At 67.5% G+C, this 24,027-nt stretch carries 24 protein-coding genes; 12 read left to right on the forward strand and 12 right to left on the reverse strand.

What is annotated here, in order from left to right:
* The first annotated feature begins 116 nt into the window (after window positions 1-116).
* Window positions 117-1,331 (forward strand): glucose-1-phosphate adenylyltransferase, encoded by a 1,215-nt coding sequence (glgC, locus tag W7S_RS06180; protein ID WP_008254617.1) that lies wholly within the window; start codon window positions 117-119, stop codon window positions 1,329-1,331.
* Window positions 1,332-1,448: 117 nt separating this feature from the next.
* On the opposite strand, the gene W7S_RS06185 is transcribed toward glgC, so the two are convergent.
* From W7S_RS06185 to W7S_RS06205, 5 genes are all read right to left on the reverse strand, one after another.
* Complete coding sequence (locus W7S_RS06185) at window positions 1,449-2,123, reverse strand: isoprenylcysteine carboxylmethyltransferase family protein (protein ID WP_008254618.1); 675 nt, start codon at window positions 2,121-2,123, stop codon at window positions 1,449-1,451.
* A 7-nt stretch (window positions 2,124-2,130) separates the two neighbouring features.
* Complete coding sequence (locus W7S_RS06190) at window positions 2,131-3,774, reverse strand: ABC transporter permease (RefSeq protein ID WP_085976430.1); 1,644 nt, start codon at window positions 3,772-3,774, stop codon at window positions 2,131-2,133.
* Complete coding sequence (locus tag W7S_RS06195) at window positions 3,771-4,736, reverse strand: ABC transporter ATP-binding protein (RefSeq protein WP_014711064.1); 966 nt, start codon at window positions 4,734-4,736, stop codon at window positions 3,771-3,773. The genes W7S_RS06190 and W7S_RS06195 overlap by 4 nt, the downstream gene beginning before the upstream one ends.
* The gene (locus W7S_RS06200; protein WP_008254623.1) at window positions 4,726-5,364 is read right to left on the reverse strand and encodes a TetR/AcrR family transcriptional regulator; all 639 of its coding nucleotides are present in this window, start codon (window positions 5,362-5,364) and stop codon (window positions 4,726-4,728) included. Before W7S_RS06200 ends, W7S_RS06195 begins: the two co-directional genes overlap by 11 nt.
* 72 nt (window positions 5,365-5,436) lie before the next feature.
* Window positions 5,437-6,105: an O-methyltransferase gene (locus W7S_RS06205; RefSeq protein ID WP_008254624.1), complete on the reverse strand. Its 669-nt coding sequence runs from the start codon at window positions 6,103-6,105 to the stop codon at window positions 5,437-5,439.
* A 201-nt stretch (window positions 6,106-6,306) separates the two neighbouring features.
* On the opposite strand from W7S_RS06205, the gene sigE reads away from it, so the two are divergent.
* The 4 genes from sigE to tatB all read left to right on the forward strand — a co-directional run bounded on the left by sigE (window position 6,307) and on the right by tatB (window position 9,689).
* On the forward strand, window positions 6,307-7,062 hold the full coding sequence (gene sigE, locus W7S_RS06210) for an RNA polymerase sigma factor SigE (protein WP_036428615.1): 756 nt from the start codon (window positions 6,307-6,309) through the stop codon (window positions 7,060-7,062).
* 142 nt (window positions 7,063-7,204) lie between these two features.
* Complete coding sequence (gene rseA / locus W7S_RS06215) at window positions 7,205-7,600, forward strand: anti-sigma E factor RseA (RefSeq protein WP_014711065.1); 396 nt, start codon at window positions 7,205-7,207, stop codon at window positions 7,598-7,600.
* A 154-nt stretch (window positions 7,601-7,754) separates the two neighbouring features.
* The gene (locus tag W7S_RS06220; RefSeq protein WP_008254629.1) at window positions 7,755-9,269 is read left to right on the forward strand and encodes a S1C family serine protease; all 1,515 of its coding nucleotides are present in this window, start codon (window positions 7,755-7,757) and stop codon (window positions 9,267-9,269) included.
* Window positions 9,270-9,689, forward strand: coding sequence for a Sec-independent protein translocase protein TatB (gene tatB, locus W7S_RS06225; protein ID WP_014711066.1), 420 nt, complete (start codon window positions 9,270-9,272; stop codon window positions 9,687-9,689).
* Window positions 9,690-9,696: 7 nt separating this feature from the next.
* Here tatB and W7S_RS06230 read toward each other — a convergent pair whose 3' ends face one another.
* The 5 genes from W7S_RS06230 to W7S_RS06250 form a co-directional block, all read right to left on the reverse strand.
* Window positions 9,697-10,851, reverse strand: a complete 1,155-nt coding sequence (locus W7S_RS06230) for an Mrp/NBP35 family ATP-binding protein (RefSeq protein ID WP_008254633.1) — start codon at window positions 10,849-10,851, stop codon at window positions 9,697-9,699.
* Window positions 10,852-10,993: 142 nt separating this feature from the next.
* Complete coding sequence (locus tag W7S_RS06235; protein ID WP_176476788.1) at window positions 10,994-12,337, reverse strand: lytic transglycosylase domain-containing protein; 1,344 nt, start codon at window positions 12,335-12,337, stop codon at window positions 10,994-10,996.
* Between the two features lie 104 nt (window positions 12,338-12,441).
* Entirely contained in the window at window positions 12,442-12,984 is a 543-nt protein-coding gene (locus W7S_RS06240; RefSeq protein ID WP_008254638.1) for a DUF1003 domain-containing protein, read from the reverse strand.
* On the reverse strand, window positions 12,981-14,288 hold the full coding sequence (locus W7S_RS06245; protein WP_014711068.1) for a magnesium transporter MgtE N-terminal domain-containing protein: 1,308 nt from the start codon (window positions 14,286-14,288) through the stop codon (window positions 12,981-12,983). Before W7S_RS06245 ends, W7S_RS06240 begins: the two co-directional genes overlap by 4 nt.
* 60 nt (window positions 14,289-14,348) lie before the next feature.
* Window positions 14,349-14,897 (reverse strand): DUF4190 domain-containing protein, encoded by a 549-nt coding sequence (locus tag W7S_RS06250; RefSeq protein WP_014711069.1) that lies wholly within the window; start codon window positions 14,895-14,897, stop codon window positions 14,349-14,351.
* Between the two features lie 183 nt (window positions 14,898-15,080).
* Here W7S_RS06250 and W7S_RS06255 point away from each other — a divergent pair, with 183 nt between their 5' ends.
* Genes W7S_RS06255 through W7S_RS06280 form a run of 6 tightly spaced genes read left to right on the forward strand, consistent with a single transcriptional unit; the run spans window position 15,081 to window position 20,581 of the window.
* Window positions 15,081-15,608 (forward strand): general stress protein, encoded by a 528-nt coding sequence (locus W7S_RS06255; RefSeq protein ID WP_008254647.1) that lies wholly within the window; start codon window positions 15,081-15,083, stop codon window positions 15,606-15,608.
* Between the two features lie 23 nt (window positions 15,609-15,631).
* Entirely contained in the window at window positions 15,632-17,044 is a 1,413-nt protein-coding gene (locus W7S_RS06260) for an extracellular solute-binding protein (protein WP_014711070.1), read from the forward strand.
* A 50-nt stretch (window positions 17,045-17,094) separates the two neighbouring features.
* Window positions 17,095-17,979 (forward strand): carbohydrate ABC transporter permease, encoded by an 885-nt coding sequence (locus W7S_RS06265; protein WP_041298172.1) that lies wholly within the window; start codon window positions 17,095-17,097, stop codon window positions 17,977-17,979.
* A complete protein-coding gene (locus W7S_RS06270) occupies window positions 17,969-18,808 on the forward strand; it encodes a carbohydrate ABC transporter permease (protein WP_014711072.1) in 840 nt (279 codons plus the stop codon). The genes W7S_RS06265 and W7S_RS06270 overlap by 11 nt, the downstream gene beginning before the upstream one ends.
* A gap of 4 nt (window positions 18,809-18,812) precedes the next feature.
* Window positions 18,813-19,991 (forward strand): ABC transporter ATP-binding protein, encoded by a 1,179-nt coding sequence (locus W7S_RS06275; RefSeq protein ID WP_014711073.1) that lies wholly within the window; start codon window positions 18,813-18,815, stop codon window positions 19,989-19,991.
* A complete protein-coding gene (locus W7S_RS06280) occupies window positions 19,988-20,581 on the forward strand; it encodes a suppressor of fused domain protein (RefSeq protein WP_014711074.1) in 594 nt (197 codons plus the stop codon). The genes W7S_RS06275 and W7S_RS06280 overlap by 4 nt, the downstream gene beginning before the upstream one ends.
* Before the next feature lie 82 nt (window positions 20,582-20,663).
* On the opposite strand, the gene W7S_RS06285 is transcribed toward W7S_RS06280, so the two are convergent.
* Together W7S_RS06285 and corA are read right to left on the reverse strand one after the other, a co-directional pair.
* Window positions 20,664-21,557 (reverse strand): type IV toxin-antitoxin system AbiEi family antitoxin domain-containing protein, encoded by an 894-nt coding sequence (locus tag W7S_RS06285; protein ID WP_014711075.1) that lies wholly within the window; start codon window positions 21,555-21,557, stop codon window positions 20,664-20,666.
* A 136-nt stretch (window positions 21,558-21,693) separates the two neighbouring features.
* Entirely contained in the window at window positions 21,694-22,788 is a 1,095-nt protein-coding gene (corA, locus tag W7S_RS06290) for a magnesium/cobalt transporter CorA (protein ID WP_014711076.1), read from the reverse strand.
* 180 nt (window positions 22,789-22,968) lie between these two features.
* On the opposite strand from corA, the gene W7S_RS06295 reads away from it, so the two are divergent.
* Window positions 22,969-23,958: a malate dehydrogenase gene (locus W7S_RS06295; protein ID WP_014711077.1), complete on the forward strand. Its 990-nt coding sequence runs from the start codon at window positions 22,969-22,971 to the stop codon at window positions 23,956-23,958.
* The last annotated feature ends 69 nt before the right edge of the window (window positions 23,959-24,027 follow it).

The following is a 24,027-nucleotide window of genomic DNA, read 5'->3' on the forward strand; positions in this document are numbered from 1 at the left end:
CGGGCGGCACCCTCGGTGCGCCCGCAGCCAAATACCTTGACGGACAGCCCCACAGAACGCGGGCAATAGCCCCTTCCCCCTGGCAGCGTTTCGCGGCGGCCGATAGGTTTGACACCATGAGGGAAGCACCACACGTGCTGGGCATCGTCCTGGCCGGCGGTGAGGGCAAGCGGCTGTATCCGCTGACCGCGGATCGCGCCAAGCCCGCGGTTCCCTTCGGGGGCGCCTATCGGCTGATCGACTTCGTGCTGTCCAACCTCGTCAACGCCCGCTATTTGCGGATCTGCGTTCTGACGCAGTACAAGTCGCATTCACTGGACCGTCACATTTCACAGAACTGGCGGTTGTCCGGCTTGGCCGGTGAGTACATCACCCCGGTGCCCGCGCAGCAGCGGCTCGGTCCGCGCTGGTACACCGGTTCGGCCGACGCGATCTACCAGTCGCTCAATCTGATCTACGACGAAGACCCCGACTACATAGTGGTTTTCGGCGCCGACCACGTGTACCGGATGGATCCCGAGCAGATGGTCCGGTTCCACATCGACAGCGGGGCGGGCGCGACCGTCGCCGGCATCCGGGTGCCGCGCAGCGAGGCCACCGCGTTCGGGTGTATCGACTCCGACGAGTCCGGGCGCATCCGCCAATTCGTGGAGAAGCCGCTGGATCCGCCCGGCACCCCGGACGACCCCGAGACGACGTTCGTGTCGATGGGCAATTACATCTTCACCACCAAGGTGCTCATCGACGCGATCCGCGCGGACGCCGACGACGACCATTCCGATCACGACATGGGTGGTGACATCATCCCGCGACTGGTCGACGACGGGATGGCCGCGGTGTACGACTTCAGCGACAACGAGGTGCCCGGCGCGACCGACCGTGACCGGGCCTACTGGCGTGACGTCGGAACTCTCGACGCGTTCTACGACGCACACATGGACCTGGTGTCGGTGCATCCGGTGTTCAACCTCTACAACAAGCGCTGGCCGATCCGCGGCGAGTCGGAGAACCTGGCGCCGGCCAAGTTCGTCAACGGCGGTTCCGCGCAGGAGTCGGTGGTGGGCGCCGGCAGCATCATCTCGGCGGCCTCGGTGCGCAACTCGGTGCTTTCGTCCAACGTTGTGGTCGACGACGGCGCGATCGTGGAGGGCAGCGTGATCATGCCCGGCGCTCGCGTCGGCCGTGGCGCGGTGGTGCGCCACGCGATCCTGGACAAGAACGTGGTCGTGGGGCCGGGCGAGATGGTCGGGGTGGACCTGGAGAAGGACCGCGAGCGCTTCGCGATCAGCGCCGGCGGTGTGGTCGCGGTGGGCAAGGGCGTCTGGATCTAGCTCGGTCAAACACCGCGAACCGTGCCTCGGCGCCGACGCGACGAAAGTCGTTGATCCGCAACACCGTTCGTCGCGCCTGGTGGCGGCGACGCCGGGCCAATACCGTCGGTGCGCCGGCTACCAGAGGTAGGGAACCAACCGGTAGCGCACGCGCTCGGCGTATTCGCGGTACCCGGGCAACTCGTCGAAGAGGAGCTTCTCTTCGTCGAAGATGCGCAGCGCGAGCACGATGGTGCCGGGGATGACGAAGAGCAGCCCCCAATACGAGTCGAGCGCCAGGGGGATACCGATCATCATGATCACGTTTCCGACGTACATCGGATGGCGCACGAATCGATACAGGCCGCCGGACACCAAGGTCTGGTCCGCTTCCACCGTGACCGTGGCGCCGGCATAACTGTTCTGGACGATCACCAGCATGGCGATGCCGAGCCCGGTCGCCACCAGCAGATCGCCGAGCAGCGACAGCCAGACCGGTACCGACGACCAGCCGAACCGATGATCGAGCGCGCTGAACACCATCGTCGCGAAGAGACCCAGGAACGAGGCGGTGATGATGAACTTCTGCGAGGTTCGGGGTTCGGCCCGCGGGCCGGCACGCATGCGCCGCTGCAGGGCCGCGGGGTTGGCCCTGCTCAGGTAGACCGTGGGCACGATCGTCGCCACCGTGAACACGGCGATGAAAACCCACGCCTGCCAGTAGTGCAGCGTGCCCGCCGGCAAGAGCAGGATCAACACCCACGAGAGAATGCCTCCGAGGGATGTCGTCGTCACGCGGATCCCGGTTTTCATCTCGCTCCTAGCAGCGTAGATCGCGGCGCCGAAAAGCCAGGGCGCCCAGAATTACCAACCCTACGTCGATGGCCAGTAGCCATAGCAAGGGCACGGCGTTGAAATCGGCGCCAATTCTCGGGATGTGCCCGAACGGTTCGAGGTCGAGCAACCACTGCGGGAACCGGGCCAACGATCCGATCAGGTACAAAGCGATGAAACCGATCAGCACGCCCCAGGCCACCGGTGTGAACCGCGGCGCGACGCCGAATACACAGAGCGTCACGGCCGACAACAGCCAGACGGCCGGGAGTTGGACCGCCGCGCTTGCGACGACCATCGCGAGTTTGCCGCCCACATCGCCGGCCGCGATGCCGTAGACCACTCCGGCGGTTACCCCGCAGGCCAGCATCGCGAGCGCGGATCCACCCAGCGCGGTCACCAAATGGCTCGCGAGCCAACGAGTTCGCGACACCGCGCCGGCCAGCACCGTTTCGGCTCGCTGGCTGGATTCTTCCTGGTGCAACCGCAACGTGAGCGAAACGGCGAACGCGGCGGCCACCATGCCCATCATGGCGAAAGCCACGGCGATGAAGGCCTGCTCGAGGGCGCTGGTGCCGCCCATCCGCGCGACGATGTCGCGGGCCGGACCGCTGTCGCCCAGCTCGTCACCGATGCCGTGCACCACGCTGCCCACCAGCAATCCGTACAGGCACAGTCCGACCGTCCACAACAGCAGCGCGGCCCGGTCGAGACGCCACGTCAGCCCGAACGTGTTGCTCAGCGCCGGCGCGGCGGTCGCGGGACCGGGCCGCTCCGCGATGAGCCCCGCGCCGACGTCGCGGCCGGCGAGCAGCCAATACGCCACCATGGTCAACGCGGACGCGGTGACCAGGTGCAGCATCAGCACCCACCAGCGATCACCCGCATACGGTTTGACCAGTAGCGACCACCCCAGCGGAGACAGCCACGACAGTGTGCCCGACCCGGCGTCGCCGACGGCGCGCAGCGTGAACGCGGTTCCCAGGACGGCGAACGCGGCACCGCGGGCGAACCTGGCGCTGGGCGACAACTGCGCGGTCACCGCGGCGACCGCGGTGAACACCAGGCCGGAGCAGGCCAGCGCCGCACCGAACGCCAGCGACCCGGCCGCCGGGACGTCGGTGCTCAGCAGCCCGGCCGCGCCGATCGCGCCCGTGCCGAGCGAGGCCCCGAAAGACAGCAGCAGCGCCGCGCTCAGGCTGGCGTAGCGGCCGATCGCGGTCGAGTCCACCAACTCGGTCCGTCCGTTCTCCTCGTCGGCGCGGGTGTGCCGGATCATGGTGAGGATGACGGCCACCGCGATCAGCACGTGGAACATTCCGGCCTTCCAAATCCCCACGGCGCCAAGGCTGTCGCTGTAGACCTGGCCATACAGCGCACGCTGGGCCGGGCTGGCCATGATGGAGGCGGCGAACCCGGCACGGGCGGCCTCGGTGGGGTAGATCTTTTCGATGCTGCCGACGTACACCGTCGCCAGCGGCACCGACAGCAGAAACACCCACAGCGGCAACGAGAGCCGATCCCGGCGCAGGTAGAGCCGCAACATCGCAAGCGTTCCGGAGAAGTTCGAACTGCGCTGGGGCGCAGGCGATGCCGACGCGTAAGGCCGGTCCAGTGTGGTCGCGCTCATGACAACGACACCTTTTGCGCATCGCGCCCGTGCCGGCCGTCGCCGCCGGACGCGTCTCCGGACGTGTCATAGTGGCGCAAGAAGAGCTCTTCGAGCGTCGGCGGCTGGCTGACGAGACTGCTCACGCCGGCGTCACCGAGGACGCGGATGAGCTCACCCAGGCTTTCGCTATCGACCTGGGCGCGCAGCGTATTACCCTCGACGCTGATGTCCTCGACGCCCTTGATCCGCCTGAGATCGCCCGGATCGCCGGTCATTTCGGCCCTGATCGCGGTGCGGCTCAGATGCCGCATGGAGCTCAGCGAACCACTTTCGATGGTCTTGCCCGCCCGGATGATCGTCACGCGTTCGCACAACGCTTCCGTTTCGGCCAGGATGTGGCTGGACAACAACACCGTCGTGCCCCGGTCGCGGGCCTGCGCCACGCACTGTTGAAACACGTTCTCCATCAGCGGGTCCAGTCCACTGCTGGGCTCGTCCAGGAGCAGCAGCCTGGCATGGGACGAGAACGCCGAGATGAGGGAGACCTTCTGGCGGTTGCCCTTCGAATACGTGCGGGCCTTCTTGTGCGGGTCCAAATCGAAGCGCTCGATCAGCTCCGCGCGGCGCCGCTTGTCGATGCCGCCGCGCATGCGGGCCAGCAGGTCGATGGTCTCTCCACCTGTCAGCGACGGCCACAGCGTCACATCACCAGGAACGTAAGCGATTTGACGATGCAGCGCAACGGATTGGGTCCAGGGATCACCGCCCAGCAACCGCACGCTACCGCTGTCGGCCTTCACCAGGCCCAGCAGGATGCGGATGGTGGTGGACTTCCCGGCGCCGTTGGGGCCGAGGAATCCGTGGACCTCCCCCTCCCGCACAGTGAGATCGAGGCCATCCAGCGCCCGCACCGCGCCGAATTTCTTGGTGAGACCCCGGATTTCGATTGGGGCGGAGCCGACTGAATTTTCAGGTGCCATGGGATTCTCCTTGATCTTCGGCAGCCAGGAACGCGTCGTACATGGTTCGGTCGGTCAGCAGCCCTTCGGTATAGACCTCGAGGGCGGGCAGGATCATGTCGCGCGAGTAGTCGCGCAGCACCGCGCGCAGATCCGTTGGTGTTTCGTGCATTTGGATGTAGAGCAGGAATCCGCCGCCTCCGGTGATCGCCAGATACCTGGCCCGGGCCTGGGGATCGCGGCTGGGTTTGATCGTCCCGGCGCGCACGCCCTCTTCCATGTACCCTTCCGTGTTGTCAATCATCCTGCGCCACATCATGTTCGCCAGATCGCCGCCGGTCTGCATGCTGCGCACCAGGTATGCCATCAGTGGTGCGTAGTCCTCGATCTCTGCCAACTGGGCGAACCAGGTGGCCGGGTCGTTGGACTGGATAGCCTCGGACTTGGTGTTGCGGATCTTTTCGGCGATGTAGTCCTCGCAGGCCTTGCGCAGGCCCTCCTTGGAGCCGAAGTGGTGGATCACCAGCGCGGCACTCACGCCCGCCGCTTCGGCGATGGCGCGAAGCCCGACACCGAACCCGTGCTCGCCGAACTGCTCGATGGCCGCATCGCGGATCCGGGCGGCGGCCGTCAGGTCGGCTGAACGCATGTTCAGTACACTAAACACGCGTTCAGCCCGCGGTCAAGGACGACCCGCGTCAAGAATTCGTAAAAGTGCGAATCAGTCGCGAACGGCGGCCAGGATGCCGTCGCCGAGCGGCACCAGCGCCGGGGTGAGCCGCTCGTCCTCGGCGATGAGGCGGGCCGCCTCGCGCACCGCCACCACCTCGGCGTCGCGGGCGGCCGGATCGCCGGCCCGCCCGCCCAGCGCGGCCCGGTGCACCACGATCACGCCGCCCGGGCGCAGCAACCGGACGCCCTCGACGACGTAGTCCGGCTGATCGATCGGGTCGGCGTCGATGAACACCAGGTCATAGGACTCGTCGGCGAGCCGGGTGAGCACCTCTTGGGCGCGGCCGCCGATCAGCCGGCTGCGCGACGGTCCGATGCCCGCCTCGGTGAACGCCTGCTTGGCCAGCCGCAGGTATTCGGGCTCGATGTCGATCGTGGTCAAGACGCCGTCGTCGCTCATGCCCGACAGCAACCACAAGCCGCTGACACCCGCGCCGGTGCCCACCTCGGCGACGGCCTTGCCACCGCTCAGCTTCGTCAGCATGCTCAACAACGCCCCGACGGCCGGCGTCACCGCGCCCGCCCCGATGTCGACGGCCCGCTCCCGGGCGGCGGCCAGCAGCGCGTCCTCCGATATCGATCCCTCGGCGTGGGCAAACAGCGATTCGGCCCGGCTGGGCGCCGTGTGGCCAGGGGCTTCTGCGTCGGTGCCGTCCATGCCCGCAGCGTATTCCAATTCATCGCACGAACGGACAGGCGCGCCTGAACCGCACGCTGGCGACACGCCCAAGAGGCCAGGCGCGTTTAAGGTCACCGCGCGGTGGATATCTCCTGCACAACGCAGGGCACGAAACGGTTTCTCAGGCGCAGCTCAGATTGTTCATATACCGCACATACGCCGATACGCGACGGTGTCCGTATGGATCGCGGAGCGCGTTGGACTGGGAATACCGAATGGCAGCTGCCTGTTGCCGTCAATGACGAAGTGCCACTGGGTGGCGCACCCGATTCGGAGGAATTGATCATCACCACTCTTCTCAGTCCGTCCAGCATGTCGCACGCGCAAGAGCGCCCCACCGACGAGTGGGTGGAGCCCTCGGATGCCCCGCAGGGGACCGCGGTTTTCGACGCGACCGGGGACAAGGCGGCCATGCCGTCGTGGGACGAGCTGGTACGCCAGCACGCCGACCGGGTGTACCGGCTGGCCTACCGGCTTTCCGGCAATCAGCACGACGCCGAGGACCTCACGCAGGAGACCTTCATCCGGGTCTTCCGGTCCGTGCAGAACTATCAGCCGGGAACGTTCGAAGGGTGGCTGCACCGCATCACCACCAACCTCTTCCTCGACATGGTGCGCCGACGCGCGCGCATCCGGATGGAGGCGCTGCCCGAGGATTACGAGCGGGTGCCCGCCGACGAGCCCAACCCCGAGCAGATCTATCACGATTCACGGCTGGGGCCCGATTTGCAGGCCGCGCTCGATTCGCTGCCGCCGGAATTTCGCGCGGCCGTCGTCCTGTGCGACATCGAAGGCCTGTCCTACGAGGAGATCGGTGCCACCCTGGGCGTGAAGCTCGGGACCGTCCGCAGCCGCATCCACCGCGGACGCCAAGCCTTGCGGGACTACCTGGCCGCCCACTCCGGTCGGCAGGAACTGCGCGCCCAGTCGGCGTAGGCAGCGTCGCCCCGCCTGTCTCGGCAGCGGAGCGATCAGGTAGATATTCAGCGGCTTTGCGCCCGTAGCTGCGGTATTGCGCACCGGCTCGCGCTACATTCGAGAGGAGGCGGCAATGAGAATGAGTGGCAAGGAGCTGGTAATGCCCGATCGAGGACATGTGTTCCGCCGCGCGTTCTCCTGGCTTCCCGCCCAGTTCGCCTCCCAGAGCGACGCGCCCGTGGGCGCACCCCGCCAGTTCGGTTCCACCGAGCACCTGTCCGTCGAGGCAATCGCCGCGTTCGTCGACGGCGAGTTGCGGATGAACGCTCACCTGCGGGCCGCGCATCACCTGTCGATGTGCCCCCAGTGCGCGGCCGAGGTCGACGATCAGAGTCGGACGCGCGCGGCGCTGCGCGACTCCCACCCCATCCGCATCCCCAGCACGCTGCTCGGCATGCTGGCCGACATTCCCTACGACTCGCGCGACGACTCGACCGCGCCGGCCTCCGACCCCTTCGCCGACCGCGAGGCCCGCGAGCGGCGCCGGCGCCGATAGTCGGACCCGCTGCGTACTGGCCCCACACGCTCGTTCATGTCGCCCTACGGCGCGCCGTGGATACTAGGGTGGACACGGACAACGCCGGCGCCGCGTATATAGGCCGGTAAAGGCCCGTCTCGAGCGCTCAAGTAGAGGATCCAAAAGGGATAACGTGACGTCCGACCAAGGCTTCGACCGAAGCAATGACAGCGGCAATCGCCTGGCGCCGCGCCCCGTCTCGCGTCCGCCGGTCGACCCCGCATCGCGTCGGGAGTTCAGTCGTCCCGACGGGTTGCGCGGGTCGTTCGTGGCCGAGCGCGTCCGCCCGCAGAAGTACCGGGACCAGGCCGAATTCCGGCCGAGCGATCGTCCGGCCGACCCCGTCCTCGAGGAGGCGTTCCACCGGCCGGAGGGTAGCCCCGATTCGCTGCAACGCCACCCCGTGGACGTCGGCGCGCTGGCCGCCGAGAAAAACGGCGGGGAGCCCGACGAGTTGGACGACCCCTGGCGCGACCCGGGGGCCGCGGCGGCCCTGGGAACGCCGGCGGTCGCGCCATCGACGTCGCGCTCCGCCCTGGGCTACGGCGGCAAACTGGGCGTGCGCGACGTGCTGTTCGGCGGCCGGGTGTCCTACCTCGCGCTGCTCGTGTTGGCGCTCATCGCGTTGGTCATCGGCCTCGTTGGCGGGGTGGTGGGCCGCAAGACGGCCGAGGTCGCCGAGGCGTTCACCACCTCCAAGGTGACGCTGTCGACCAACGGCAACGGGGAAGGCCCGGCCGGGCGCTTCGCCAAGGTGGCATCCGCGACCGCGAACTCCGTGGTGACCATCGAGTCCAAGAGTGACCAGGAGGGCATGCAGGGCTCCGGCGTCGTCATCGACGGGCGCGGCTACATCGTCACCAACAACCACGTCATCTCCGAGGCGGCGAACAACCCCAGCCAGTTCAAGACCACCGTGGTGTTCAACGACGGCAAGGAAGTACCGGCCAACCTCGTCGGGCGCGACCCCAAGACCGACCTGGCGGTGATCAAGGTCGACAACGTCGACAACCTGAGCGTGGCGCGCCTGGGCGATTCCGACAAGGTGCGGGTGGGTGACGAGGTCCTCGCCGCGGGTGCGCCGCTGGGGCTGCGCAGCACCGTGACGCACGGCATCATCAGCGCGCTGCACCGGCCGGTTCCGCTGTCCGGGGAGGGCTCGGACACCGACACGGTGATCGACGCCCTGCAGACCGACGCGTCGATCAACCACGGCAACTCGGGTGGCCCGCTGATCGACATGGATTCCCAGGTGATCGGCATCGACACCGCGGGTAAGTCGTTGTCGGACAGCGCAAGTGGGCTCGGCTTCGCGATCCCGATCAACGAGGCCAAGGAAGTCGCCCAGACCTTGATCCGGGACGGAAAGATCGTGCACCCGACGCTGGGCGTCAGCACCCGCTCGGTGAGCAATGCGATTGCGTCCGGCGCCCAGGTCGCCAACGTGAAGGCGGGAAGCCCGGCGCAGAAGGGCGGCGTCCTGGAAAACGACGTCGTCGTCAAGGTGGGTAACCGCAAGGTGGCCGACGCCGACGAGTTCGTGGTCGCGGTGCGGCAGCTGACCATCGGCCAGGATTCCCCGATCGAGGTGGTCCGCGATGGCCGCCACGTCACCCTGACGGTGAAACCGGACCCGGATAGCGGCTAGATGTTCGCCAACGTCGGCTGGGGAGAGATGCTCGTCCTCGTCGTGGTCGGGTTGGTGGTCCTCGGCCCCGAACGGCTCCCCGGCGCCATCCGATGGTCGGCCAACGCACTGCGTCAGGCGCGCGATTACCTCAGCGGTGTGACCAGTCAGCTGCGCGAGGACCTCGGGCCCGAGTTCGACGACCTGCGGGGTCCGCTCAGCGAATTGCAGAAGCTGCGCGGCATGACCCCCCGCGCCGCGCTGACCAAGCACCTGCTGGACGGCGACGACTCGTTCCTGACCGGAAACTTCGACAGGCCGGTGAACGGCGCCCCGCCGGAGACGCCGCCACCCGCGCCTCCCACGCCGGCGAACGGGCAGACGCTTGGGGCGGAACAACAGACGGGCGGCCGCACTCCGTTCGACACGGACGCGACCTGAACCGGTTTCAGCGGCCTTTGGGATCGAGCCCCAGCGATACGCCGGCCAGCCCACGCCGACGCGAGGACAAACTGTCGGCCACCCCGCGCAGCGCCTTGCCCACCGGCGAATCGGGCGCGCTCAGCACCAGCGGAACGCCGGAATCGCCCGCGGCCACCAGCTCGGGATCCAGCGGGATCTGGCCCAGCAGCGGCACATCGGCGCCGACCGCGCGCGACAACCGCTCGGCCACCTGCTCGCCGCCGCCCTCACCGAACACCTTGAGCGTGGAGCCGTCCGGCAGCGTGAGCCCGGACATGTTCTCCACGACGCCGGCGAGGCGTTGGCGCGTCTGCAGCGCGATGCTGCCAGCCCGCTCGGCGACCTCGGCCGCCGCCAGCTGTGGCGTCGTCACCACCAGAATCTCCGCGTTGGGGATCAGCTGAGCCACCGAGATGGCGATGTCGCCGGTCCCCGGCGGCAGATCGAGCAGCAGCACGTCCAGGTCGCCCCAGTAGACGTCGGCCAGGAACTGCTGTAGCGCGCGGTGCAGCATCGGCCCGCGCCACACCACCGGAGTGTTGCCCTCGGTGAACTGAGCGATCGAGATGACCCGCACCTCGTGCGCGATGGGCGGCAGGATCATCGACTCGACCTGGGTGGGCCGGTCGGTGGTGCCCATCATCCGGGGGATGGAATGGCCGTGGATGTCGGCGTCCAGCAGCCCGACGGACAGGCCGCGGGCCGCCATCGCCGCGGCCAGGTTGACCGTGACGGTGGACTTGCCGACCCCGCCCTTCCCGGACGCGACCGCATAGACTCGCGTCAGCGAATTCGGTTGTGCGAACGGGATAATCGGCTCGCGGGCGTCACCGCGCAGCTGCTTGCGCAGCTCGGTGCGCTGTTCGTCGCTCATCACGTCCAGGGTGACCTTCACCGCGCCGGTGCCCGGGACGTCTGAGACCGCCTGGCTGACCCGGTCGCTGATCTCGTTCTTCTTCGGACAGCTGGCGGTGGTCAGATAGATCGCGACGTGAACCGAGCCGTCGGGTTCGGTGTCGATGCTTTTGACCATCCCGAGATCGGTGATGGGGCGCCGCAGTTCGGGGTCGATCACCTTCCCCAGTGCGGTGCGGATCGCCGCGCTCAGGTCGGCTGCGTCAGAAGAGTCGTGGCTGGACATCACCGCCGAGTGTAGGCGTGTGCGACGGAGCGGTTTATTGGCGACCCGCTGCGCCCGGCTTTGCCGTGCTTGCGATCGCCGCGGGGTCAGTTGGCGGCGACCCGCTGCGCCCGGCGTTGCCGCGCTTGCGATCGCCGTGGGGTCAGTTGGCCGGGCCCGGCGCGGGCTTATGCGGCGCTGACGCATTCGGCGCCGCCGGGGGAGCGGCCGGCTTGGGCGACGGTGCGGCTTGCGGCGCAACCGGGGGTGCCGGCGGCGCGATTGGTGCCGGGGGCGCGACGACATCCGGAGGCGGCGGAGCGAACGGCGGCGGCGGAGCGAACGGCGGCGGCGGCGCGAAGGGCGCAGGCGGCGCGAACGGCGGCGGAGCCCCCGCTGGCGCCGCGCTTTGGGTGCCGATGCAGATCACGGTGCACCCGGGAAGTTGGGTCGGCGCCTGCTGAGGCGTGGGAGACATCCAGGGGAACATCGGCGGCGGACTGACCATCGCCGGGCTGCTCAGGTCGATCAGCGGCACGCGCGCCAGCGGGTCGTCCATCGGCAGGCCGTTGATGTTCATCGGCAGGTTGGGCCCGAGCCCCTCGGGATGCTCGAGGTGCGCGTCGCCCAGCGGCGGCGGCGGTCCGGTCATCGGCGGCAGGTCGACCGGGACGACGCCCGTGGCGTAGGCCGCCGCCCAGCCCAGCACGTTCTGCGCGTAGGGCATCGAGTTGTTGTAGCGCAGAATCGCGGCCAGCACCTGCGACTGATCACGCAGGTTCAGCCCGCCGCTGCACAAGTACCGGGCGGCCGCGAGCGTCGAGTCGAACAGGTTCTGCGGGTCGGCGACGCCGTCGCCCTTGCCGTCGGAGGCGTAGCGCGCCCAGGTCCCCGGCAAGAACTGCATCGGTCCCATCGCGCGGGCGTAGGTGACGCGATTGCCGGCGCTGCTCTGGATGATGACCTCGTTGCCGGGCAGCGTGCCGTCCAGCGACGGGCCGTAGATCGGGTTGATCGCGGTTCCGCGTGCATCCACCGCACCGCCGCCCGCGTGGCCCGATTCGATGCGCCCGATGCCGGCCAGCAAATTCCAGCTGACGCCGCAACCCGGGGCGGCGACGGCCATCTTCTGCTCCGCATTGCGGTAGGCGGCCAATGCGATGCTCGGAATGCCCAGTGCGCCACGCGCATTGACGATCATCGCCGGCGGCGGCGCGGACAGCGCGGGCTCGGCGACGTGAAAGGCGGTGGGGCTGCGGTCGATTGGGACGATGGCGGGCCCGGAGAGGTCCGGGAAGGAGGGCGAGACCGCGGCCACCGGAGTGACGGCGGCGTGGACCGGCGGCATGTGCGCCGGAAGTTCAGGAGCCGCCCCGCTGACGGCACCCGCGAAGACCAATGGAGTAATCATGGCGACGCCGAATATCGGCTTGCGCGTGTTCCGAAGTGCTCGCTGCCGCACAGTCGCGGCGGCCGGGCTCGCACCCCGGCTTCCCCCTATGCGCACTCGACCGTCCTAGTGTGAGCTGGGCGTACTTTCTGTTAGCTCGGTGAACCAGATCACCATACATAACTCTTGTGACACGAGTGGCGCAATGGTTGAAGAGGTTCTCACCTGGATTTCTTAGCCGCGCGCTCCAAGTTGTCGCCCTGCCGCGGAGGCCCCGAGTCCGGGGTCCCGGGCTGCAGATTGGCCAGCCTTTCGCGCAGGTCATCCAGCTCGTGGCGCAGGTATTCACGCGTCACCACCTCGCCGACGGCCAGGCGTAACGCGGCCAATTCGCGGGCCAGGTACTCGGTGTCGGCCTTGGTCTGGGCGGCGCGACGGCGGTCCTCTTCGAGCGTGACGCGGTCGCGGTTCTCCTGCCGGTTCTGCGCCAGCAGGATCAGCGGGGCCGCGTAGGCGGCCTGGGTCGAGAACGCCAGGTTCAGCAGGATGAACGGGTAGGGGTCCCAGCGCACCGTCACCGCGAACAGGTTCAATGCGATCCACACGAACACCACGACCGTCTGCAGCAAAAGGTAGCGGCCGGTGCCGAAGAACCGCGCGATGGACTCGGTGAATTGCCCGACGGTCTCGGGGTCCAGCCGCGGCGAGTATCTGCGCGATGTCCGCGGGGTGTACAGCCCTCGCGGAGCCGTGGATTTGCTCACGAGGATCCTCCCAGTCCTTCGAACCGGCCGGCGGTGTCGAGTTCTTGCATGTCCACGCGCCAGTCGTGCGGCAGCAGGTGATCCAGCAGGTCGTCCACCGTGACCGCGCCCAACAGGTGGTTCTGGTCGTCGACGACGGGACCGCACACGAGGTTGTACGCGGCGAGGTAGCGGGTCACGGCGACCAGCGGAGTCTCCGGTGTCAGCGTGAGCAACTCGCTGTCGACGATCCCGCCGACCAGCTCGGCCGGCGCCTCGCGCAGCAGCCGCTGCAAGTGCACGCAGCCCAGGTAGCGGCCCGTCGGCGTCGCCGTCGGCGGCCGCGCGACAAAAACCATCGACGACAGGGCGGTGCTCAGGTCCGGATCGCGGACCCGTGCCAGCGCCTCCGCGACCGACGTGTCGGGGGTGAGCACCACCGGATTGGAGGTCATCAGGCCGCCCGCGGTGTCCGGCGAATGCGTCAGCAGCCGGCGCACGGGGGCGGACTCGTCGGGGTCCATCCGGGTCAGCAGCATCTCGGCGTCGGTGGGGTTCAGCATGCCGAGCAGGTCGGCGGCGTCGTCGGGATCCATCTCCTCGAGCACGTCGGCCGATCGCTCGGTGCCCAGCTGCGAGAGGACCTCGGCCTGATCCTGCTCCGGCAACTCCTGCAGGATGTCGGCCAGCCGGTCGTCGTTGAGCGCCCTGAGCACCTCGTAGCGGCGCTTGGCCGGCAGTCCGCGGATCGCGTCGGCCACATCGACCGGCTTGCGCCCTTCGAACTGGCCCAGCAGCTGCGCCACGCCCTGCCCCGGCAAGGCCAGGGCCGACGGGGTCAAACCCTGCACGCTCTGCCAGGCCACGACGTGCACGGGACCGCGCCGTCCGAGCCGCCGATGGGTGCGCACGGCGACCCGGCTCACCATCCAGTCGCGCGTCCGGTTCTGTTCGATGCCCAGGTCGGTGACCACCACGTCGAGGCCGGCCAGCTCCGGCAGTTCGGGGTCGTTGACCTTGACCTGAGTGTCCAGCACCTGGCCGATCGCCAGCACCTCCCCGGGTCGCTGCACGAAGTGGCGTAGGGACACGTTGCCGGTGCTCAGCGTCACGGCGTTGGGCTCGATGGACGCGACCCGCAGGATCGGGATGAAGATGCTGCGCCGGGTCGCGAGGTCGACGACCAGTCCCAGGACCCGCGGCTGCTGGCGGACGATGCTGATGCTGATCACCACGTCGCGGATCCGACCGACGGATTCCCCGAGTGGACCCAACACCAACATTCGCGCGAGCCGCGCGATGTACACCCTGTTGACCGATCCCATGGAAATAGAGCCTAGGCAGCCGCCGGCCCGATGGCAGACCGGCCGGGGGCGGTCAGGCCGTTAATGCGTGCGGAGCGCGAAGAGCACGATCACCAAAGTCACCACCAGCGTGGCGATCCCGATGACGATGCCGGCGACCGCGAGACCGAAACCCTCCTGCCGGGTCCGCTTGATCTGATCCAGGGCGATCGCGCCCAGCACAATGGCCACGATTGAGCCGATGCAGCACAACAGGCCGGTGAACGACGCGATGAGCGAGGCGATCGCCAGCGCGTTGGTGCCGGGCACAGCGGTTTGAGTGGGATAGCCACCCTGGTAGTCCGGCGGCGGGTAATAGCCCGGATATCCGTGCGCCCCGTAGGGCGGCGGCGCCATCGGGTATGGCGGTCCGCCGTAGCCGGGCGCTTGTTCGTACCCCGGTGGCGGGGGGTACGACGGCGGGTACCCGGCCGGGTGGTCGGTGGGACCCGGCGGCGGGTACGCCGGGGGCGCCGAATCGGCGGCGGGGGACTCCCAGGGGGCGGGCTCGGAGGCTTCGCCGCCGGTGGGGGGCGAGTCGGTGTTGTCGTCGTGGCCACCCTCGCCGAAGCCGCCGCCGGGAGCTGTCATGGTGTTCAACCTAACCCATGCGCCGCCGGTGGCCGTGGGTGCGAAACGTCAGCGCGCCACGGGCGCCCGGGAGGGTTCCCGCCACCCCGTGCGCCGTGTTTTCGCAGGTGGAGGAAGGCCGGTGGTTAGGCTGGGGAGGGCCTGAGATGAAACCATCCCCAAGGCGGAGGACAATGAACGGCGATGACTAATCCTTACCAGCCTGGGCAGGTTCCCGGCGCGACACCAGGAAACGCGACGGGGCGTGGACGAGGCGCGCCCGGACTGCCGACACCGCCCAGGGGCTGGCCGGTCGGGTCCTATCCCACCTACGCCGAGGCGCAGCGCGCCGTCGACTATCTGTCCGAGCAGCAGTTCCCGGTCCAGCAGGTGACGATCGTCGGGGTCGACCTGATGCAGGTGGAGCGGGTCACCGGCCGGTTGACGTGGCCCAAGGTGCTCGGTGGAGGCGTGCTGAGCGGGGCGTGGCTGGGCCTGTTCATCGGCTTGGTGCTGGGTTTCTTCAGTCCCAATCCCTGGGGTGCGCTGATCACGGGCCTGGTCGCGGGTGTCTTCTTTGGGCTGATCACTTCGGCCGTTCCGTACTCAATGGCCCGTGGCACAAGGGATTTCAGTTCGACCATGCAGTTGGTGGCCGGCCGTTACGACGTGCTGTGTGACCCGCAAAACGCAGAGAAGGCGCGGGACCTGTTGGCGCGCTTGGCGATCTGAGGCGCCCGCGAGAGGTGTGATCGGTGGTGAGTCGTCGTGGGCGCGTACGCCGGGCAGGCGCGATCGCGCTGGCGACGCTCACCATCGCCGCGGCGGCACCCGCGTGCGCTTCGGGAACCCGCGGGCTGGTAATCAGCTTCTACACCACGGCCGCCGACGGCGCGACGTTCACCGCGGTCGCTCAGGATTGCACGAAGCAGTTCGATGGCCGCTTCGCCATTCAACAGATCAGTCTGCCCAGAGCCCCCGGCGAGCAGCGTTTGCAGCTGGCGCGGCGGCTGACCGGTCGCGACCGCACGCTGGACGTGATGTCGCTCGATGTGGTGTGGACGGCCGAGTTCGCCGAGGCGGGCTGGGCGCTACCGCTGTCCGACGATCCCGCGGGGCGCGCCGAACCCGACGCGACCGCCGACGTCCTGCCGGGCCCGCTGTCGACGGCGCGCTGGGAAGGCAAGTTGTTCGCGGCCCCCATCACAACGAACACCCAATTGCTTTGGTATCGGCCCGATTTGGTGCGTCAGCCGCCGCGAACCTGGGATGGGATGGTGCGCGAGGCCACCAGATTGCACGCCGCGGGGCAGCCCAGCTGGATCGCCGTGCAGGCCAATGAGGGCGAAGGCCTGGTGGTCTGGTTCAACACGCTGCTGGCCAGTGGGGGCGGCCAGGTGCTCTCGGAGGACGGCCGCCGCGTCACGTTGACCGACACGCCGGCGCACCGGGCCGCCACCGTCGATGCGCTGCGGACCCTCAAATCCGTGGCGACCGCGCCCGGGGCCGATCCGTCGATCACCCGCACCGACGAGGGCACCGCGCGGTTGGCGGTCGAACAGGGCAGGGCCGCACTCGCGGTCAACTGGCCGTATGCGCTGGCATCCATGCTGGAGAACGCGGTGAAAGGCGGTGTGCCCGTTCTGCCGCTCAACCACGATCCGCGGCTGGCCGGCAGCATCAACGACGTCGGGACGTTCGTGCCCAGCGACGAGCAATTCCGCATCGCCTATCAGGCCAGCCAGAAAGTCTTCGGCTTCGCGCCGTATCCCGGTGTGGCGCCGGGCCATCCGGCCAAGGTGACCATCGGCGGGGCGAACCTGGCGGTGGCCAGCACCACCCGCCACCGCGCCGAGGCGTTCGAGGCCATCCGCTGCCTGCGCAGCCTGCAACATCAGAAGTACGTGTCGATCGCAGGCGGCCTACCCCCGGTGCGCACGTCGCTGTATTCCGATCCGCAGTTCCAGGCCAAGTACCCGATGTACACGATCATCCGCCGGCAACTCACCGACGCCGCGGTGCGCCCGGCCACGCCGGTCTACCAGGCGGTGGCCATCCGATTGGCCGCGACGCTGAGCCCGATCACCGAGATCGACCCGGAGCGGACCGCCGACGAACTCAGCACCGAGGTGCAGAAGGCGATCGACGGGAAGGGGCTGTTGCCGTGACAGCCACCGCCCCCGCAACGCGCGCCCGGCCGTCTTCCGTCGCACCGCGTTTGCGGACCCGAAGCCGGCTCTCCGAACAGCGCTTGGCCTTGTTGCTCGTCGCCCCGGCGGCGCTTCTGATGCTGACGGTGACGGCCTATCCGATCGGTTACGCCGTGTGGTTGAGCCTGCAGCGCAACAACCTTGCCGTCCCCGACGACACCGCGTTCATCGGCCTGGGCAATTACGTGACGATCCTGACCGATCGGTATTGGTGGACCGCGCTGGCGGTCACGCTGGGCATCACCGTCGTGTCGGTGTCCCTCGAATTCGTCCTGGGCCTGACACTGGCGCTGGTGATGCACCGCACCCTCGTCGGAAAAGGCTTGGTACGCACCGCGATCCTGATCCCGTACGGCATCGTCACCGTGGTCGCGTCGTACAGCTGGTACTACGCATGGACGCCCGGGACGGGCTACCTGGCCAACCTGCTGCCGCATGGCAGCGCTCCGCTGACTTCGCAGATCCCGTCGCTGGCGATCGTCGTGGTCGCCGAGGTCTGGAAGACGACGCCGTTCATGTCGCTGCTGCTGTTGGCCGGGCTGGCACTGGTGCCAGAGGAGCTGCTGAAGGCCGCCCAGGTCGACGGCGCCGGCCCCTGGCGCCGGCTGACCGGCGTCATCCTGCCGATCATCAAGCCGGCCGTGGTGGTCGCCCTGCTGTTCCGAACCCTGGACGCGTTCCGCATCTTCGACAACATCTACGTCTTGACCAACGGCGCCAACAACACCGATTCGGTGTCGATCCTGGGCTACGACAACCTGTTCAAGGGGTTCAACGTCGGGCTCGGCTCGGCGATCAGCGTGCTGATCTTCGTGTGCGTGGGCCTTATCGCCCTACTGTTCATCAAGGTCTTCGGCGCGGCGACGCCCGGTGGTGACGTCGATGGCCGCTGACCGGCAGGACGCGCGGCGCACCGCGATCTGGGCCGTCATCGACACGGTGGTCGTGGTGTACGCGCTGCTGCCGGTGTTGTGGATCTTCAGCCTCTCGCTGAAGCCGACGTCAACGGTCAAGGACGGCAAGCTGATTCCGTCGTCGGTATCCCTGGACAACTATCGCGGCATCTTTCGCGGCGACATCTTCAGCTCGGCGCTGATCAACTCCGTCGGGATCGGGTTGATCACCACCGCGATCGCGGTGACCCTCGGGGCGATGGCCGGCTACGCGATCGCGCGCCTGAATTTTCCGGGCAAGCGGGCGCTGGTCGGCGCCACCCTGCTGATCACGATGTTTCCCGCGATCTCGTTGGTCACACCGTTGTTCAACATCGAACGCTTCGTCGGCCTGTTCGACACCTGGCCGGGCCTGATCCTGCCCTACATCACCTTCGCGCTGCCGCTCGCGATCTACACGTTGTCGGCGTTTTTCCGCGAGATCCCCTGGGATTTGGAGAAGGCGGCAAAAATGGATGGCGCTTCCCCGGCGCAGGCGTTCCGCAAGGTGATCGTCCCCCTGGCGGCGCCGGGCGTGGTGACCGCCGCGATCCTGGTGTTCATCTTCGCCTGGAACGATCTGCTGCTGGCGCTGACCCTGACCGCTACCAAGGCGGCGATCACCGCGCCGGTGGCGATCGTGAACTTCAGTGGCAGTTCACAGTTCGAGGAGCCGACCGGATCGATCGCGGCCGGCGCCGTGGTGATCACCGTTCCCATCATCGCTTTTGTTCTAATCTTCCAACGACGAATCGTCGCCGGGTTGACCTCCGGCGCCGTGAAGGGATGACGCGATGGCCGAGATTGTGCTGGACCATGTCAGCAAGAGTTATCCCGACGGCGCCGTGGCGGTGCAGGACCTGAACATCACCATCGCCGACGGCGAATTTTTGATCCTGGTCGGCCCGTCGGGCTGCGGTAAGACCACGACGCTGAACATGATTGCCGGCCTTGAAGATATCTCCTCGGGTGAGCTGCGCATCGGCGGCGAACGGGTGAACGAGAAGGCGCCCAAAGACCGCGACATCGCGATGGTGTTCCAGTCCTATGCGCTGTACCCGCACATGACGGTGCGGCAAAACATCGCGTTCCCGTTGACGCTGGCGAAGATGCCGAAGCCCGAGATCGCGCAAAAGGTCGCCGAGACCGCCAAAACCCTTGACCTGACCGACTTTCTGGACCGCAAGCCCTCCCAGCTGTCCGGGGGACAGCGGCAGCGGGTGGCGATGGGCCGCGCGATCGTGCGCCATCCCAAGGCGTTTCTGATGGACGAGCCCTTGTCCAACCTGGATGCCAAACTGCGCGTCCAGATGCGTGGCGAGATCGCCAGGCTGCAAAAGCGGCTGGGCACGACGACCGTTTACGTCACCCACGATCAGACCGAGGCCATGACGCTGGGCGACCGGGTGGTGGTGATGCATTCGGGCGTCGCACAGCAAATCGGCACCCCCGATGAGCTTTACGAGCACCCGGCCAACCTGTTCGTCGCGGGCTTCATCGGCTCGCCGGCGATGAATTTCTTCCCCGCCACGTTGACGCCGATCGGGCTGACGCTGCCCTTCGGGGAGGTGATGCTCACACCGGACGTCCAAGAGGTGATCGCCCAGCACCCCACGCCGGGCAACGTCATCGTGGGCGTGCGGCCCGAGCATCTGTCCGACGCCGCGTTGATCGACGGTTACCAGCGCATCAGGGCGTTGACCTTCGAGGTGAAGGTCGACCTGGTCGAATCGCTGGGCGCCGACAAGTACGTGTACTTCTCCACCGCGGCATGGGCCGCGCACTCGGCGCAACTGGACGATCTTGCCGCCGAGGGAGACGCGCACGAAAACCAGTTCGTGGCACGGGTTCCCGCCGAATCCAAGGCGGTCATCGGGCAGTCGATCGAGTTGGCGTTCGACACGACACGGCTCGTGGTCTTCGACGTCGACTCCGGGGCCAACCTGACCATCGCGCCGTCGGACGCGCGGTGACGCAGCCGTTGGACCAGGTCCGTGCGCATGTACGCGCCCACTTCGGCAACCTCGAACCCGATTCGGCGAGCGTGACATTCCTGGGCACCGAAACCATCCAAGTGCTGCGATTCCGCGAGACAAGCGGGCTGGTGCACTACGTCTCGCTGGGCTGCTCGCGCCACCCCATGACCGAACCGACCCTCGATATCGCCGACCCGGTGCGCGGCCCGCGGGCCGAAATCGTCCTGCAGTTGCGCGATCCCGGCCCGATCACCGGCATCGCCCGCAGCATCGCGATACTGGCGGCAACTCCCGCCGTCGAGGGCGCCGTGCTGAGTGCCGATGCGCTGATCGACCTCGGCTCGCCGCTATGGGCGTCGCCGTCGCGGAAGGTGCCGTTCACCGCGGTGTTGCTGGGCCGCAGCGAGATCGCGGATCTGCCGCTGGAACCGCCCCGCGACCCGGTGCGCTTCCTGTCGGCGACCCCCATCACCGCGACCGAGGCGGCGTGGGTGCGGTTGAAAGGCGCCGAGGCGATGCGGCAAGCGTGGGATAACGACGGCGTCGATGTGCTGAACACGAATCGCCCCGCCGCACAACCCAACTGATTCTTGCCGAGCAGACGCAAAAGCACCCGACACGCCGAATAGTTGGGTGTTTTTGTGTCTGCTCGCGAGGGTTTGCGTGGGCTCAGCCCGCCATGCGGGGCGTCGTCAGATGACTGTTGATCCGCGCAATCAGGCCGACCGGATCTCGTCGGATGTCGTCAACTGTCATCGGAATACATGTCCAGCCGCACTCCTGTAGTCGCGCCGTTTTCAGTCGATCGTGCAATAGGGCGTCGCGACCTACGTGCCATTCCACGCTGTCGTATTCGACGACGACCATGGCGTCTGGCCAGGCAAAGTCGGCGCGCCATAGTTTGCCGTGGCGGTCCAGGATGTTGTATTGCAGCTCTGGCGCGGGCAATCCGCTGTCGATGAAAAGGAGCCGCGCTTCACTTTCCATGGGCGATTCGGCGCGGCCGTCGGCGTAGTCGACTAACTTGCGAACCTTCACGATCCCACGACGGCCCCGCTGCTCGCGGCATGCCGCGGTCAATTCCACTGCGGTGCAAGCGCCTGTGTGCAGGGCGGCATCAAGCGTCGCCAAAGCGCGCGACGGCCGTAGCGCTCGCGCTATTTCGATTGCCGTCCATGCGGGTGCCGTCGCAAGGCGACCGTTGACGTGTCGCAGCGGCGCACCGATTCGCTGATGCACCATGACCCCCGGCGACGGACGCATCCTTACACCCGGATCGAGGACATGGAGCCGATAGGTGCTTTCGGTGTCGAAGCCGTACAGCCCGGCGGCGGTACCCAGACAGGCCACGACCGGCTGCCCAACCGCCAGGTCAAGCGCGGACAGCATGCCAGCTGTATCGGGCTCATGGCCGGAATAGACGCCGTGACATACCCGAATAAGCTTGCCGGACTTGATAAGTCCGGCCAAGCGTGTGCGAGACACCACAGTCAAAAGCTGGGCGGTCGTCGCCAGCCCGCCACCGTCGAAGAGCACGCGTTCGATGTCCACAGCTGTAAACATGCGACAAAGCGCGCCATCGAAGTAGTCAGGCGCCCACGAGATGTAGACAGCTCTGCGACTGTGGATACGACCACCAGACGCAAAAGCACCCAACACGCCCAAGAACTAGGTGCTTTTGTGTCTGGTCGGCGAACCGTCAGAGCCAGTTGCGGTTGCGGAACTGGAAATACAGGACCAGGCAGACGACGACCATCACCGCCATCACCCCGGGGTAGCCCCACGTCCAAGTCAGCTCGGGCATGAAACGGAAGTTCATCCCGTAGATGGCGGCGACCATGGTGGGCACCGCCAGGATGCCGGCCCAGGCCGCCATCTTGCGCATGTCGTTGTTCTGCTGCATCCCGACGCGAGCCAACGCGGCCTGGATCAACGAGTTGAGGGTGTCGTCGTAGCTGGCGATCTGGTCGGCGGCCTCGGAGTGGTGGTCGGCGACGTCGCGCAGATAGCGCCGCAACTCCTTGGAGATCACGTCCTTGTTCTCCACCTGGATCCGGTGGAACGCGGCCGACAACGGGTTGACGCACCGGCGGAGCTCGACGACCTCGCGTTTGAGCAGATAGATCGGCTCGACGTCGATCTTGCTGCCCGGCGCAAAGGCCAAACCCTCGATGCTGTCGATGTCGGACAACATCAAACTGCTCACCTCGAGGTAGTGGTCCACCACGTGGTCGGCGATCGCGTGCATCACCGCGAAGGGGCCCAGCCGCATCTGCTCGGGGTCGCCGTCCATCCGCTTGCGCACCTCGGACAGTCCGCCGTGTTCACCGTGGCGGACCGTGACCACGAAGTCGCGGCCGACGAAGACCATGATCTCGCCGGTCTCGACGATCTCGCGGGCCAGCACCACCGATTCGTGCCGGACGTAATTGACGGTCTTGAGGACGAGGAACAGGGTGTCGTCGTACCGCTCCACCTTGGGCCGCTGATGGGCGCACACCGCGTCTTCCACGGCCAGCGGATGCAGGCCGAAAACGTCGGCCACCTCCTGCATCTGGGCCTGGCTGGGTTCGCGCAGGCCCACCCAGACGAAGCCTTCGTGCCCCTGCGCTTCGATCTCGCGCACCTTGTCCAGGGAGGCGGCGTAACCGATCTTGCCGGGCAGCCGGTGGCCGTCGGCGTAGACGGCGCAGTCGACGAGCGTCTCCTTGGCCGATCGCGCGCTCGGCTGCGGTTCGGGTTCCTGCGCGAGGGGCCGAAGCGCTTCGGGCAGTGCGTCGAATCCTTGGAACACATCCACCTCCCTAGCAGCGCAGGTACCGACCAGGCGGTGCTCCATGCTACGCGTCCCGGCTGTTCAAAGCCTGACGATCAGCCCTGGTAGCGGACCGGAGAATGCGATCGAAAAAGGGTGCGCTAGTTTCGAGCCGAAACCTCAAATCCGCACGACCTTCTCCACAAGGAGTACATCGACGTGAGCGCAAGTCCTCTCAAGGTCGCCGTCACCGGTGCCGCCGGCCAGATCGGCTACAGCCTGTTGTTTCGCCTGGCCAGTGGATCGCTGCTGGGCCCCGACCGCCCGATCGAGCTGCGTCTCCTGGAGATCGAGCCCGCGCTCAAGGCGCTCGAGGGTGTCGTGATGGAGCTCGACGACTGCGCCTTCCCGCTGCTGTCCGGCGTCGAGATCGGCGCGGACGCGAACAAGATCTTCGACGGCGTCAACCTGGCCCTGCTGGTCGGGGCGCGGCCGCGCGGCCCGGGCATGGAGCGCAGCGACCTGCTGGAGGCCAACGGAGCGATCTTCACCGCCCAGGGCAAGGCGCTCAACGAGGTTGCCGCCGACGACGTCCGCATCGGCGTGACCGGCAACCCGGCGAACACCAACGCGCTGATCGCGCTGAGCAACGCCCCCGACATCCCCAAGGAGCGGTTCTCGGCGCTCACCCGGCTGGACCACAACCGGGCTATCTCGCAGCTGGCCCAAAAGACCGGCGCCAAGGTCACCGACATCAAGAAGATGACGATCTGGGGCAACCACTCCGCGACCCAGTACCCCGACATCTTCCACGCCGAGATCGGCGGCAAGAACGCCGCCGAGGTGGTCAACGACCAGGCCTGGATCGAGAACGACTTCATCCCGACCGTCGCCAAGCGCGGAGCGGCCATCATCGACGCCCGCGGCGCGTCCTCGGCCGCGTCGGCCGCCTCGGCCACCGTCGATGCCGCCCGCTCCTGGCTGCTCGGCAGCCCGGAGGGTGACTGGGTGTCGATGGCCGTCTACTCCGACGGCTCCTACGGCGTGCCCGAGGGCATCGTGTCGTCGTTCCCGGTGACCACCAAGGACGGCAACTGGTCGATCGTGCAGGGCCTGGAGATCGACGAGTTCTCCCAGGGGCGCATCGACAAGACCACCGCCGAGTTGGTCGAGGAGCGCACCGCGGTCACCGAGCTCAAGCTGATCTGAGCCTGGGCGCGAGGCCGGGTATGACCCAGCTCACCAATTAGGGCTACTAACGGGTAGTCAGTACCCTGA

This window comes from Mycobacterium sp. MOTT36Y (genome assembly GCF_000262165.1).
Lineage (GTDB): Bacteria > Actinomycetota > Actinomycetes > Mycobacteriales > Mycobacteriaceae > Mycobacterium > Mycobacterium intracellulare.